At 41.7% G+C, this 14,612-nt stretch carries 13 protein-coding genes; all 13 read left to right on the top strand.

All coding sequences use genetic code 11. The annotated features are described in order from the left end of the window. The first annotated feature begins 49 nt into the window (after positions 1-49). The 13 genes from AC0VYC_RS13215 to AC0VYC_RS13155 all read left to right on the top strand — a co-directional run bounded on the left by AC0VYC_RS13215 (position 50) and on the right by AC0VYC_RS13155 (position 14,611). Positions 50-514, top strand: a complete 465-nt coding sequence (locus tag AC0VYC_RS13215; RefSeq protein ID WP_007501699.1) for a DUF441 domain-containing protein — start codon at positions 50-52, stop codon at positions 512-514. Positions 515-889: 375 nt separating this feature from the next. After that, positions 890-2,008 (top strand): citrate synthase, encoded by a 1,119-nt coding sequence (gene citZ, locus AC0VYC_RS13210; RefSeq protein ID WP_008346063.1) that lies wholly within the window; start codon positions 890-892, stop codon positions 2,006-2,008. Positions 2,009-2,154: 146 nt separating this feature from the next. Continuing rightward, entirely contained in the window at positions 2,155-3,426 is a 1,272-nt protein-coding gene (gene icd, locus AC0VYC_RS13205) for an NADP-dependent isocitrate dehydrogenase (protein WP_024424789.1), read from the top strand. A 34-nt stretch (positions 3,427-3,460) separates the two neighbouring features. Then, complete coding sequence (mdh, locus tag AC0VYC_RS13200; protein ID WP_007501693.1) at positions 3,461-4,399, top strand: malate dehydrogenase; 939 nt, start codon at positions 3,461-3,463, stop codon at positions 4,397-4,399. 187 nt (positions 4,400-4,586) lie between these two features. After that, on the top strand, positions 4,587-5,315 hold the full coding sequence (locus AC0VYC_RS13195) for a response regulator transcription factor (protein ID WP_007501691.1): 729 nt from the start codon (positions 4,587-4,589) through the stop codon (positions 5,313-5,315). Next, positions 5,308-7,050 (top strand): two-component system histidine kinase PnpS, encoded by a 1,743-nt coding sequence (pnpS, locus tag AC0VYC_RS13190; protein WP_017358268.1) that lies wholly within the window; start codon positions 5,308-5,310, stop codon positions 7,048-7,050. Before AC0VYC_RS13195 ends, pnpS begins: the two co-directional genes overlap by 8 nt. A 254-nt stretch (positions 7,051-7,304) precedes the next feature. Then, positions 7,305-9,944 (top strand): DNA polymerase I, encoded by a 2,640-nt coding sequence (gene polA, locus AC0VYC_RS13185; protein ID WP_475388649.1) that lies wholly within the window; start codon positions 7,305-7,307, stop codon positions 9,942-9,944. A gap of 25 nt (positions 9,945-9,969) precedes the next feature. Then, the gene (gene mutM / locus AC0VYC_RS13180; RefSeq protein ID WP_072367446.1) at positions 9,970-10,803 is read left to right on the top strand and encodes a DNA-formamidopyrimidine glycosylase; all 834 of its coding nucleotides are present in this window, start codon (positions 9,970-9,972) and stop codon (positions 10,801-10,803) included. Positions 10,804-10,977: 174 nt separating this feature from the next. Beyond that, the gene (ytaF, locus tag AC0VYC_RS13175) at positions 10,978-11,610 is read left to right on the top strand and encodes a sporulation membrane protein YtaF (protein ID WP_007501684.1); all 633 of its coding nucleotides are present in this window, start codon (positions 10,978-10,980) and stop codon (positions 11,608-11,610) included. A gap of 13 nt (positions 11,611-11,623) precedes the next feature. Next, positions 11,624-12,229 carry a dephospho-CoA kinase gene (gene coaE, locus AC0VYC_RS13170; RefSeq protein WP_024718656.1) on the top strand — a complete coding sequence of 202 codons (606 nt, stop codon included), beginning with the start codon at positions 11,624-11,626 and terminating at the stop codon, positions 12,227-12,229. Between the two features lie 172 nt (positions 12,230-12,401). Continuing rightward, positions 12,402-13,424: a glyceraldehyde-3-phosphate dehydrogenase gene (locus AC0VYC_RS13165; protein ID WP_008346043.1), complete on the top strand. Its 1,023-nt coding sequence runs from the start codon at positions 12,402-12,404 to the stop codon at positions 13,422-13,424. A gap of 235 nt (positions 13,425-13,659) precedes the next feature. Continuing rightward, positions 13,660-14,040, top strand: a complete 381-nt coding sequence (gene speD, locus AC0VYC_RS13160; RefSeq protein WP_003216492.1) for an adenosylmethionine decarboxylase — start codon at positions 13,660-13,662, stop codon at positions 14,038-14,040. Between the two features lie 184 nt (positions 14,041-14,224). Further along, positions 14,225-14,611 carry a hypothetical protein gene (locus AC0VYC_RS13155; protein WP_017358264.1) on the top strand — a complete coding sequence of 129 codons (387 nt, stop codon included), beginning with the start codon at positions 14,225-14,227 and terminating at the stop codon, positions 14,609-14,611. Position 14,612 lies beyond the last annotated feature (1 nt).

The raw sequence follows: 14,612 nt of genomic DNA, 5'->3' as shown, positions 1-14,612 counted from the left end.
GATTAGTAATATGAAAAGGTCGCAATAAAAAGAAAGAAAGGAGCGGCGTATGTTTACTCAAGCAAATTTGTTTTTGGTTCTTTTACTCGTTATTGCACTTATTGCAAAAAACAATTCCTTAATTTTAGCGGTCTCTGTGCTGATTGCCATTAAGCTGATTGGCCTGGATCAAAAAATATTCCCGGTTCTGCAATCAAAAGGTATCAATTGGGGTGTGACGGTCATCACGATCGCTGTGCTTGTACCGATCGCAACAGGGGACATTGGATTTAAACAGCTTGGAGAAGCGATGAAATCTTCCTATGCTTGGATAGCTCTTGGAGCGGGTATATTAGTAGCATTAATTGCAAAAAACGGCATTGTGCTACTCGAAAACGATCCGCATATCACAGCAGCACTTGTATTCGGTACGATTTTGGCAGTTAGTTTATTCAAAGGTGTGGCTGTTGGCCCGCTGATTGGTGCTGGAATTGCCTATTTAGCGATGCAAGCAGTGAAATTTTTCAGCGGTTAAAAAGAGAGTGGCACATGCCACTTTCTTTTGATTTTTTTTCTGGCGTGAGCTTTTGCAAAAAAACATAATTAAATATATTAAAAGAAGCAAAATCCCTTTATTCCATGCCCGAACCGGAAGGCTGGAAAAAAAAATATCAAAAAAAATTATAGTTAAACATTTAACAAATGTCTGATTATTGTTTATAATGGGAATAGGCTTAATTTTGAACTCATTGATCAAACACGAGATATGAGGCTAAAAGCGCTCTAACCGTATAGGTAAATGTAAGCATTTTCTTTTCTAAACCTGCCAGCCTATTTTGGTTGGATAGCGCTTTCAAAAAGCGAGAATTTTGCAACGAAGGGGAATCTTTTTAAAAAGGGGAGATTGAACATGACAGCAACAAGAGGTCTTGAAGGTATCGTGGCAACAACTTCATCCGTAAGCTCAATTATTGATGATACTCTTACTTATGTAGGGTACAATATCGATGATTTAACTGAAAAAGCGACTTTCGAAGAAATTGTCTACCTGTTATGGCACTTAAAGCTGCCGAATGAGCAGGAGCTAAGCGAGTTAAAGCAGCAGCTCAATGAAAATGCTCATATTCCGCAAGAGATCATTGAGCACTTTAAATCTTATTCGCTGGATGGGGTTCATCCAATGTCTGCGATTCGTACAGCGGTATCCTTATTAGGTTTACTTGATGACGAATCAGAGATTATGGACAAAGAAGCGAATTACAGAAAAGCCATTCGCTTACAAGCGAAAATTTCTGGACTTGTCGCTGCATTCTCACGTATTCGAAAGGGACTTGAGCCTGTACAGCCAAAAGAAGAATACAGCTATGCTGCAAACTTCTTATATATGCTAAACGGCGAAGAGCCTTCACCAGTAGAAATTGAAGCGATTGATAAAGCGCTCATTCTACATGCGGATCACGAATTAAACGCATCGACATTTACAGCACGTGTATGTGTTGCTACACTATCAGATATCTACTCTGGTGTAACAGCGGCTATCGGCGCATTGAAAGGACCACTTCATGGCGGCGCAAATGAAGGCGTAATGAAGATGCTCTCAGAAATTGGCGAAGTTGAAAACGTAGATTCCTATATTCATGGTAAGCTAGAGAAGAAAGAGAAAATTATGGGCTTTGGCCACCGCGTTTACCGTCAAGGTGACCCGCGTGCAAAACATTTAAAAGAAATGAGCCAGCGCTTAACAAATCTCACAGGCGAGCCAAAATGGTATGAAATGTCTGTACGCGCAGAGGAAATCGTGACATCAGAGAAAAATCTTCCACCAAATGTTGATTTTTATTCTGCTTCTGTCTATCACAGTCTTGGGATTGATCATGACTTGTTTACACCAATTTTCGTGATCAGCCGATTCTCTGGATGGATTGCTCACATTTTAGAGCAATATGACAACAACCGTCTGATCCGTCCAAGAGCTGACTATATTGGACCTGATCTTCAAACGTTTGTTCCGATCAGTGAAAGAGACTAATGTTTATAGAATAGCGGAGGCTGATCCATCTAAACCAATCAGCCTCCATATCAACAAAAATCGAATCACGTGAAAAACTTCTTGGCTTGCAGACATCAAGCTTGGAAGTTTCAAATATTCACTACATAACCTGGGAGGTAATATCATTGTCACAAGGCGAAAAAATTACAGTTACTGGCGGCGTATTGAATGTACCAAATAATCCAATTATCCCGTTTATCGAAGGGGACGGAATCGGTCCTGACATTTGGAAAGCAGCATCAAGAGTTCTTGAAGCAGCTGTAGAAAAAGCATATAAAGGTGAAAAGCAAATCACTTGGAAAGAAGTATATGCAGGTGAAAAAGCTTACAATAAAACTGGCGAGTGGCTTCCAGAGCAAACACTTGAAGACATTCGTGAATATTTAATCGCGATCAAAGGACCACTGACAACACCAATTGGCGGAGGAATCCGTTCATTGAACGTGGCACTAAGACAAGAGCTTGATTTATTCACATGCTTACGTCCAGTTCGCTGGTTCAAAGGTGTACCGTCTCCTGTGAAACGTCCAGAAGACACAGACATGGTTATCTTCCGTGAAAACACTGAAGATATCTATGCAGGAATCGAGTATGCAAAAGGATCAGACGAAGTAAAGAAGTTAATCGACTTCTTGAAAAACGAATTAGGTGTGAATAAAATCCGTTTCCCAGAAACATCAGGTATCGGAATCAAACCAGTTTCTGAAGAAGGAACATCTCGTCTTGTCAGAGCAGCGATCCAATATGCGATTGACCAAGGCCGTAAATCTGTGACACTTGTTCACAAAGGAAACATCATGAAATTTACAGAAGGAGCCTTCAAAAACTGGGGCTACGAAGTGGCTGAAAAAGAGTTTGGCGACAAAGTCTTTACATGGGCACAATATGATCGTATTGTAGAACAAGATGGAAAAGATGCGGCAAACAAAGCGCAAAGTGAAGCAGAAGCTGCTGGCAAAATCATTGTCAAAGACAGCATTGCAGATATTTTCCTTCAACAAATTTTAACTCGTCCAGCTGAGTTCGATGTTGTCGCAACAATGAACTTAAACGGAGACTACATCTCTGATGCACTTGCAGCACAAGTTGGTGGAATTGGTATCGCACCTGGTGCAAATATCAACTACGAAACAGGACACGCTATTTTTGAAGCGACTCACGGAACAGCACCGAAATATGCTGGTCTTGATAAAGTGAATCCATCTTCTGTTCTTCTATCAGGCGTGCTTTTACTTGAGCACCTTGGATGGCAAGAAGCTGCTGATCTAGTGATTCAATCTGTTGAAAAAACAATTGCATCTAAAGTCGTCACGTACGATTTTGCTAGATTAATGGATGGTGCAACAGAAGTGAAATGTTCTGAGTTTGCTGACGAGCTCATCAAAAACTTGTCTTGATTCTTAAACTTTAAAGTTAAAGGGGAAAAAGGAAATGGCAAACAAGCGTAAAAAAGTATCTGTCATCGGAGCAGGCTTTACTGGAGCAACTACAGCATTTCTAACAGCTCAAAAAGAATTAGCGGATGTCGTATTAGTGGATATCCCTCAGCTTGAGAACCCGACAAAAGGGAAAGCACTTGACATGCTGGAAGCAAGTCCTGTTCAAGGCTTCGATGCGAATATTACAGGAACTTCTAACTACGAAGATACAGCCGGTTCTGATGTCGTGGTCATTACGGCAGGAATTGCAAGAAAGCCGGGAATGAGCCGTGACGACCTCGTGTCAACAAATGAAAAAATCATGCGCAGTGTGACACGTGAAATCGTTAAATATTCTCCAGAAGCGATCATTGTTGTGTTAACAAACCCTGTTGATGCAATGACATATGCAGTTTATAAAGAATCAGGATTACCAAAAGAAAAAGTCATCGGACAATCAGGAATTCTTGATACAGCACGTTTCCGTACGTTCGTTGCTCAAGAATTAAACCTATCTGTGAAAGATGTGACGGGCTTTGTTCTTGGTGGACATGGGGACGACATGGTTCCTCTTGTACGTTACTCTTATGCAGGCGGTATCCCGCTGGAAACATTAATTCCTAAAGAGCGAATTGATGCAATTGTTGAAAGAACAAGAAAAGGCGGCGGTGAAATCGTCAACCTATTAGGTAACGGTAGTGCGTATTATGCACCTGCTGCTTCACTCGTTGAAATGGTTGAGGCGATCTTAAAAGATCAACGCCGCGTCATGCCGACGATTGCATACCTTGAAGGTGAATATGGCTACGAAGGCATTTACCTTGGAGTTCCAACAATCGTAGGTGGAAACGGCCTTGAGCAGATCATCGAGCTTGAGCTGACAGAAGAAGAAAGAAGTCAGCTTGACCGTTCTGTTGAATCTGTAAAGAACGTCATGAAAGTATTGTCTTAATATGAATAAAAAAGAAGGCTTCTCGTATGAGGAGTCTTCTTTTTGTTTACAAAGCCAATCTTGTCGAAATTTTAAATTGTTCTCTTGTTAAGCTTTCGTTAAAATGAAAGAGAAAGCATGACTTCTCGCTTTTCACATAAGATACAAAAAACCGGATGCAGGGGAAATCACTAATTGGAGGCACAACATGAATAAAAAAATATTAGTTGTGGATGATGAAGAATCAATTGTAACACTTCTAAGCTATAACCTTGAAAGGGCGGGCTACGATGTCGTCACAGCAAGAGACGGAGAAGAAGCGCTTGAAAAAGCAGCAAGTGAACAGCCTGATCTGATTGTGCTTGATTTAATGCTTCCGAAAATGGACGGCATTGAAGTGTGCAAACAACTGAGAATTCAAAAAATGATGTTCCCTATTTTAATGCTGACAGCAAAGGACGATGAATTTGATAAGGTGCTCGGTCTTGAACTTGGAGCCGATGATTACATGACAAAACCTTTCAGTCCTAGAGAAGTGGGTGCTCGGGTAAAAGCCATTTTGAGAAGAGCACAGCAATCTCAGCCGGCTCCCGTGCAAGAAGAGAAGGAAGAGATCATTGCAGACCAAATCAAAATTGGAGACCTGCGCATTTTACCTGAACATTACGAAGTCTATTTCCAAGAAGAACGTCTAGAGCTCACGCCAAAGGAATTTGAACTGCTTCTTTATTTGGCTAAGCATAAAGGCCGTGTCCTTACGCGTGATCTATTGTTAAGTGCGGTTTGGAATTATGACTTTGCAGGTGATACTCGTATTGTGGATGTGCATATCAGCCACTTGCGGGACAAAATTGAAAAGAACACGAAAAAACCAACATATATTAAAACCATTCGAGGCTTAGGCTACAAATTGGAGGAGCCAAAGCCAAATGAGTAAAGTGAGAACCCGCCTTTTTTCTGGGCTCATTTTTCTCCTGTTTATTGTGTTTGTTGCGCTTGGTCTTTTCTTGGATCATATGTTTCATATTTTCTATGAAACAAAATTAACCGAACGAATGGAAAAGGAATCGAGTTTTCTCCTTTCTTCTATGAATGTTGAAGATTTGAATGCGGAGCAAAACAAGAAGATTCTCAATCAAGCAAAGCAGCATCTCGATATGAATGCGTCGATTGTGGACGTGAAGGGGAATATCATACATACAACGGGTCAAGCAGAACAAAGGGCTGTCATTTTAAACACACTGAAAAGTGAGCAGCTCCAAACAAAAGGAACGTTCATTGAGGATGAGAAGGATGCGCTGTTTCATTATGCAGTCCCAATGATGAAACAAAACGAACCGGCGGGATATTTATTTCTTCATGCTTCATTCCAGCCTTTGAATGAGATTGATGGTCAGCTCTGGCTTGCATTAGCCTTTTGTCTTGGTTCGGCCATCATTATCATCGTCTTCTTTGGCTATCGCATGTCGATGAAGTATGTAAAGCCGATTGATTATGCCACAAAGGTGGCCAAACAGCTTGAACGAGGGAACTATGATACAAATAACTATGAAGAGCTGATCATTGAAACAAGTGAACTCAATACATCAATGAAGCGTCTGGCAGAAAGTCTTCAAGACATGACAAGCGCTGGCGAAATGCAGCGAGATCGTCTGCAAACAGTCATTGAAAACATTGGAGCGGGGATCATTTTGATTGATAAAATGGGCTATATCCACTTAGTCAATCGAACATTCCGCAAGCAATTCAAAGTGCAAAAACATATTTACATGCACAAGCTGTATCATGAAGCCTTTACCCATGAAGAGATTATTGAGTTAATAGACGAAATTTTCATGACAGAAACCAAGGTCCGAAAGTTTTTACGTCTCGCTGTTGACATCGAGCGCCGTTATTTCCAAGTCGATGGTGTTCCGATCTTAAGTACAGACGATGAATGGAAAGGGATTGTTCTTGTCTTTCATGATGTGACAGAAACAAAGCAGCTAGAACAGATGCGAAAAGACTTTGTCGCTAACGTGTCACATGAATTAAAGACACCGATCACGTCAATTAAAGGCTTTTCTGAAACACTTCTGGATGGTGCCATTGACGATAAAGAAGCGCTGACACAATTTTTGTCCATCATCCTAAAAGAGAGTATTCGTTTAGAAACGCTCATCCAAGACTTACTTGATCTCTCGAAAATTGAACAGCAGCATTTTAAGCTGAATATTCAAGAAGCCAATGCGACAGAAATCATTCAAGAGATTGAAGTACTGCTAAAACAAAAGGCTGCTGAAAAAGGCATTGACCTACAAGTGCGTGTCCCGAAAGAGCCGGTCTATGTCATGGCAGATCCGCTGAGATTAAAACAAATTTTCCTCAACCTGATCAATAATGCCCTCACCTATACACCAGAGGGAGGAAGTGTCACGATCACAGCAAGACAGAGGAAAGACAGCTATGAATTTGATGTAGCAGATACAGGGATCGGTATGAAAAAGAGTGAGATTCCAAGAATATTCGAGAGGTTTTATCGAATTGATAAAGATAGAAGTAGAAACTCAGGCGGTACAGGGCTTGGTCTTGCCATTGTCAAACACCTTGTCGAAGCACATGAAGGAACGATTTCTGTTCATAGCAAACAAGGCAAAGGGACGACGTTTACCGTGAGTTTAAAGTCAAAATAGAGAAGAATGGAAAGTGGCGTTAAAATTTACATGATCTTTACAATGAATTCATGTTTTGTTAATCAATCATTGGTAGGATGAATAGGAACCCCTTCATCCAAGGAGCCAATTTTGGAAGGACGAAAACACTTGTTGTTTTCGTCCATTTTTTATGCAGGCTTGTCTATTTTCTTTTCAAAATAAACTTTGATAAAATGAACATACAATGTGCGAAAGAGACGGCTGAGCCGGCTCAGTCGATGGAGGATTAAAAGATGACAGATCAAAAGAAATTAGTACTTGTGGATGGAAACAGTCTCGCTTATCGAGCTTTTTTTGCTTTACCGCTATTATCCAATGATAAAGGCGTACATACAAATGCCATTTATGGCTTTGCGATGATCTTAATGAAGATGCTGGAAGACGAGAAGCCGACTCATATGCTCGTAGCATTTGATGCGGGTAAAACCACCTTCCGTCACGAGACCTTTAAGGAATATAAAGGCGGAAGACAAAAAACTCCGCCAGAACTATCAGAACAAATGCCGTTCATCCGTGAGCTATTAGATGCTTATCAAGTGAAAAGGTACGAGCTTCCGCAATACGAGGCGGATGACATTATCGGCACACTGGCTGTAGAGGCAGAAAAGGACGGCTTTGAGGTCAAAATCTTCTCAGGAGATAAAGACTTAACGCAGCTTTCAACAGACCATACAACAGTAGCCATTACGAAAAAAGGCATCACAGAAGTAGAATATTACACACCGGCCCATATTGAAGAGAAATACGGCCTCAGACCAGATCAAATCATCGACATGAAAGGGCTGATGGGAGACTCATCAGACAATATCCCTGGCGTGCCTGGTGTCGGTGAAAAAACAGCGATCAAATTACTAAAGCAGTTTGAAAGCCTTGAAAATCTGCTTGATCATATTGACGAAGTCAGCGGGAAAAAGCTAAAAGAAAAGCTTGAAGAATATAAAGAACAAGCGGTGATGAGTAAAAAGCTGGCGACGATTCTCGTAGAAGCACCAATAGATGTGTCAAGCAAAGAGCTCGCCTATGAAGGTCCTTACATGGAGCAGGTCATCTCTCTTTATAAAGAACTGGGCTTTCAAACGCTGCTAGAGCGTTTAGGAGAAGCGCCAGAATCAGATGAACCAGTAGAAATAGACGAACTAGACGTGAAGAAAATGACAGATGTCACGGAGGACATGCTGACAGATCACGCTGCACTTGTGGTAGAACAGCTAGGAGACAATTATCACGAAGCCGATTTGATAGGGTTTGCGATCCATAATGAGAACGGTGCATTTTTTATGACAAAAGAAGATGCTCTGCAATCTGAAGCGTTTAAACAATGGGTACAGGATGAAACGAAGAAGAAATGGGTCTTTGATTCCAAAAGAGCGGTTGTTGCCCTTAGATGGCATGATGTTGATCTAAAAGGTGTCGATAACGACGTCCTGCTCGCTTCCTATGTGGTCAATCCGCAGAAATCCTATGAGGACGTTGCAAGTGTGGCGAAGGAATATGGCCTGAACATAGCCCTTTCCGATGAAAAAGTTTACGGAAAAGGAGCGAAACAGGCGATTCCACCTGAAGAAGAGCTAAAAGACCATCTTGGAAGAAAAGCAGCAGCGATCTCTGCGCTGCATGATTTGACCCTTGAAGCGTTAGAAAAAAATGATCAGCATGAGCTGTATGAAGATTTAGAGTTGCCACTTGCCCTCATCTTAGGTGAAATGGAATCTCTTGGAGTAAAAGTGGATGTTGAACGTCTTCAGAAAATGGGTGAAGAACTCACGAAGAAGCTGAAGGAATATGAAGAAACCATTCATCGGTTAGCAGGAGAAACATTTAACATCAATTCACCGAAGCAACTTGGTGTGATTTTATTTGAAAAATTAGGACTGCCGGTTATCAAAAAGACCAAAACAGGCTACTCTACGTCTGCGGATGTCCTTGAAAAGCTTGAAGATAAGCACGAAATTATTCGGTCCATTCTGCATTACCGTCAAATAGGAAAGCTGCAATCCACTTATGTGGAAGGCTTAATGAAAGTGACGCGCAAAGATACGCATAAAGTGCACACAAGATTTAATCAGGCACTTACACAAACAGGAAGATTAAGCTCAACAGACCCAAACCTTCAAAACATCCCGATTCGTTTAGAAGAAGGCCGAAAAATTCGTCAAGCGTTCGTTCCGTCAAAAGAAGGCTGGCTCATGTTTGCAGCTGACTATTCTCAAATTGAGCTGCGTGTACTCGCGCACATTTCTCAAGATGAGAACTTAATTGAAGCCTTTACGCAAGATATGGATATTCACACGAAAACAGCCATGGATGTGTTCCATGTCTCAGAAGAAGAAGTGACTTCCTCTATGAGAAGACAGGCCAAAGCTGTCAACTTCGGAATCGTATATGGAATTAGTGATTATGGACTGTCTCAAAACCTTGGGATTACAAGAAAAGAAGCAGCGGCCTTCATTGAGCGTTATTTAACAAGCTTTAAAGGCGTGAAAACCTATATGGAGGACATCGTGCAGGAAGCAAAACAAAAAGGGTATGTGACCACGCTTCTTAAACGCAGACGATATATCCCAGATATCACAAGCCGTAATTTTAATGTGAAAAGTTTTGCGGAAAGAACGGCAATGAATACACCGATCCAAGGCAGTGCCGCCGATATCATCAAAAAAGCGATGATTGATATGGCACGAAAGTTAAAAGAAGAGAATCTGCAGGCAAATCTGTTATTGCAAGTGCACGATGAACTGATCTTTGAAGCGCCAAAAGAAGAAATCGCCATATTAGAAAAAATCGTCCCTGAAGTCATGGAAAGCGCACTTCAGCTCGATGTGCCGCTAAAAGTCGATTTCGCTTCAGGTCCATCTTGGTACGACGCAAAATAAAGAGAGAGAAAAAGGAGCGAGGAGCATGCCGGAATTACCAGAGGTTGAGACCGTCCGGCGCACTCTTCAGCGGTTAGTCAAAGGAAAAACGATTGAAACGGTCGATATCAAATGGCCAAATATCATCAAACGTCCTGGGGAACCGGAAGAGTTCGCTAGAAGGATGGTAGGAGAAACCATTCAAACCATTGAAAGAAGAGGGAAGTTTCTACTCTTTCATTTAGACCACTATGTGATGGTCTCCCATTTAAGAATGGAAGGGAAATACCGTGTACATGAAATTGGTGAGCCTTATGATAAACATGTACACGTCGTCTTTACGTTCACAGATGGTACCGAACTTCGGTATCATGATGTCCGTAAATTTGGGACGATGCACCTATTTCAGCCAGGTGAAGAAGAAAAAGAACTTCCACTATCACAGCTGGGGTATGAACCTTTTTCAGACTCATTTACACCAGACTATTTATGGGAGCAATTAAAGAAAACCTCCCGCGTGGTCAAAACGGCTTTACTTGATCAAAAAATCGTGGTTGGTCTCGGTAATATTTATGTAGATGAAGTGCTGTTTAAATCAGGCATTCATCCAGAAACAAAAGCGAATCAGCTAAGTCTTGCATCTTGCAAGGTGCTCCACAAACATATTATTGACACGCTTCAAGTGGCTGTTGATGCAGGAGGCAGCACCATTCGCTCCTACATCAATTCACAAGGTGATATTGGGACTTTTCAATTACAGCTTCTTGTATATGACCGGCGGGGAGAACCTTGCCAGACGTGCGGCAGTATCATAGAAAAAACAGTGGTGGGAGGGCGCGGCACTCATTTTTGTGTGACCTGCCAAAAACGCCCTTCATAAAGGTAAGCCGTCAGCATGCTTCCTTTTTGCCATGCATACGATAAAAAACATTCTTTTTTCAGCAAGGTGTAGACTGACACACAGCCCACCTGCTCTTCATATAGTGAAGAAGAGTCTAAGGACGCCTAGAGACTCTTGATCATCGTTGCATGAACAGAAAGGAAGAGTACAGGTATGATTTCGTTTTCGCTTCTGTTTTTAGCTATTGCCGTCAGCATTGACAGCTTTTCTGTAGGTTTTACGTATGGTCTTCGCAAGATGAGGATTCCATTTAAAGCCATCGTTATTATTGCTTGCTGTTCAGGAATTGTGTTGCTCATTTCCATGCTGATTGGCAGCCTGCTCACGACATTCCTCCCTGTCTCAGTGACAGATAAACTGGGTGGAGGCATCTTAATTGCCATCGGACTTTGGGTTCTGTATCAATTTTATAAACCAGCGAAAGAGCGTGATTTGCTCCTTCATGAAAAAACACTTCTCAATGTAGAAGTGCAGTCTCTTGGGCTTGTCATTCATATTTTGCGAAAGCCTACAAGTGCAGATATTGACCGCTCTGGCACCATTAATGGAATGGAAGCGGTGCTTCTTGGAATTGCTTTATCCATCGATGCATTTGGTGCAGGGATTGGTGCAGCGATTCTTGGTTTTTCTCCAATTGTCATGAGCATCACGGTCGCTGTGATGAGTTCTCTTTTTGTATGCATCGGCCTGCGTGCAGGTCATTATTTGGCCAATTGGCGCTGGATCGATAAACTCGCATGCTTACCAGGGCTGTTGCTCATTTTAATTGGGGTGTGGAAGCTGTAAAGGAGGAAACGAATTGACGCTCGTCATTGGATTAACAGGCGGGATTGCTAGCGGAAAAAGCACAGTCTCGCAGATGATAAAAGAGAAAGGCATTCGGGTGGTGGATGCTGATATCATTGCAAAAGAAGCGGTTTCTAAAGGATCGGCTGCCCTTCATCAAATCGTTCAAACTTTTGGTGAAGAGGTTCTTCTGCCAAATGGTGAACTGAACCGGCAGCAGCTTGGTGCGATCATTTTTTCTGATGAAGAGAAAAGAAAAAAGCTCAATGCCATCGTTCATCCTGAAGTCAGAAAGGAAATGCTCGAGCAGCGTGATGAAGGGGTGAGCAACAATGAAACATTTGTTGTGCTTGATATCCCGCTCCTATTTGAGAGCAAGCTGGAAGGGCTAGTCGACCGCATCATCGTTGTGTACACGACGCCTGAATTGCAGCTGTCGCGGCTCATGAATCGAAACGACCTGAGCGAGGAAGAAGCACTGAATCGCATTCACTCCCAGCAGCCTCTTGAGGAAAAATGCCAAAAAGCAGACCGCGTGATAGAAAACACAAAAGATCTTGCTTTTATTAGAAAGCAATTAGAGAACATATTAAACGAATGGGAACATACAGATAAGTAAGAGTACATACAGTACTCTTCTTTTTTTATGCTTTTTTCGTCAATTTCATTGCAAAAAGCAGCCCTTTTTTGAAAATATACGTTTATATACTGGCAATTACATTCTAATGTGATATACTAATTTCATAAATAAATTTATTGAGTATAACACATAATAGAGGAGTGACCTGTTCATGAAGGTAAAAGCAGCGATCAATGGGTTTGGCAGAATTGGACGCATGGTCTTCAGAAAAGCAATGCTTGATGATCAAATTCAAATTGTAGCGGTGAACGCAAGCTATCCTGCCGAAACGCTAGCACATTTAATTAAATATGACACAAATCATGGACGTTACGAATGCGATGTGACAGCAGAAGATGACGCTTTGATTGTCAATGGCAAAAGAGTGCTTTTGCTCAATAATAGAGACCCAAAGCAGCTCCCATGGGGAGAGCTTGGGATTGATATCGTGATCGAAGCAACAGGGAAATTTAATTCAAAAGATCAAGCGATGGGCCATATAGATGCCGGAGCGAAAAAGGTCGTACTTACAGCTCCAGGTAAAAATGAAGACGTTACAATTGTAATGGGTGTCAATGAGGATGATCTTGATCCTGAAAAGCACGTCGTTATTTCAAACGCATCTTGTACAACAAACTGCTTAGCACCAGTTGTCAAGCTGTTAGATGATGAATTTGGCATCGACAACGGCTTAATGACAACGGTTCATGCTTATACAAATGATCAAAAAAATATCGACAACCCCCACAAGGATTTGCGCCGGGCAAGAGCATGTGCCCAGTCCATCATTCCAACGACGACGGGTGCCGCTAAAGCGCTTTCTTTAGTGCTGCCGCACATGAAAGGGAAATTACATGGACTTGCACTTCGAGTGCCAGTTTCTAATGTATCGATGGTTGATCTTGTGGTCGACTTGAAAAAAGATGTCACAGCAGAAGAGGTCAATGCTGCCTTTGCAACGGCTTCAAAAACATCTCTTGCTGGCATATTAGATTACACCGATGAACCACTTGTCTCCACAGACTTTAACACAAACCCTTATTCTGCTGTCGTTGATGGACTTACAACGATGGTGATGGAAGGCAGAAAAGTAAAAGTTCTTGCATGGTATGACAATGAATGGGGCTATTCTTGCAGAGTGGTTGATCTTGTAAAGTTTGTTGGTTCCCAGATGAAAGAGCTTTCAGCTGTTTGAAATGAAGAAGACTGAACGTCCCTTTTCAAGAAATGAGAGAAAATCCCACTAAAAACACAGCTTGCAAAATGGGTCTAAACAAAGTATACTATTTTTCGTGAACTTCTTGTTCGCAGACTCATTCGGGTATACTTAAAGGGTTAGGACCTCTTTGGACTAACTTTCCCCCGTGGTATATGTCCGGTCCGGCTGCTTAGAACTTCACTCTTTCATTCTTGTTTAAGGGGGGTCCATGATGGAAACAATCGGACGTCACGTTATCTCCGAGTTATGGGGATGCGACTGTGATAAACTGAACGACATGGATTTTATTGAAAAAACGTTTGTAAATGCAGCTTTGAAATCAGGAGCTGAAGTAAGAGAGGTTGCTTTTCACAAATTTGCACCTCAAGGAGTAAGTGGAGTTGTCATTATTTCTGAATCTCATCTGACAATTCACAGCTTTCCTGAACATGGTTATGCGAGCATAGATGTTTATACTTGCGGCGATCTAGATCCGAATATTGCAGCAGATCATATCGGAGATGAACTAGGTGCTGAAACAAGAGAAAACATCGAAATTCCTCGAGGCATGGGACCTGTACAAGTGAAACAGGCGCAAGCCAAAGCACTGTAAACATAAAAAAGATTGCAATGGGAGCTGGCCAAAAGCATTAAATGCCTTTGTGTTATGCTCCTTTTTATATTTGTTCTATACACGACATCCAGCATGATCCAACCTGTCTATACTTTTGTTCTAGGAAAACAAAGGTTTTTTTTATAAAATAAAGAAGAGGGTTTATGACAAAGGGGATACGTGTATGACTTTAGGACAAAAGCTCAAACGATTCATTTCAAATCATACAGAAACATCTGACCATCATCCAGTGTCAGAGCTGAAAAGCCATTACTACAAATCGACACAAACTCAAGTTTTCCAAGCGGTAGAAGCCGTTCTTTCAAGAAACGATTCCTATCAAGTGACATCTGTTTCAGCAGAACGAGGTGAAATCAGCGCAAACATACGAACGCCGAAAAAAGCTTTTCTCGTGGCGACTGTCATTTCAATTCGTCCTTTTGAAACAGCTGTCGATTTTAATGTGACAACAGAAACAGCACTGCCAACAGACTTTGGCTACAGTCAAAAGGCTGTTTTGTCCCTCTATAAAGAACTAGACAAACAACTTCCAAGAAGAGATCGGAGCTGAT

It is taken from the genome of Bacillus sp. iso_77, assembly GCF_056173625.1.
Note: the sequence above shows the minus strand (reverse complement) of the source record. Positions and strands in the feature narration are given on the sequence as shown.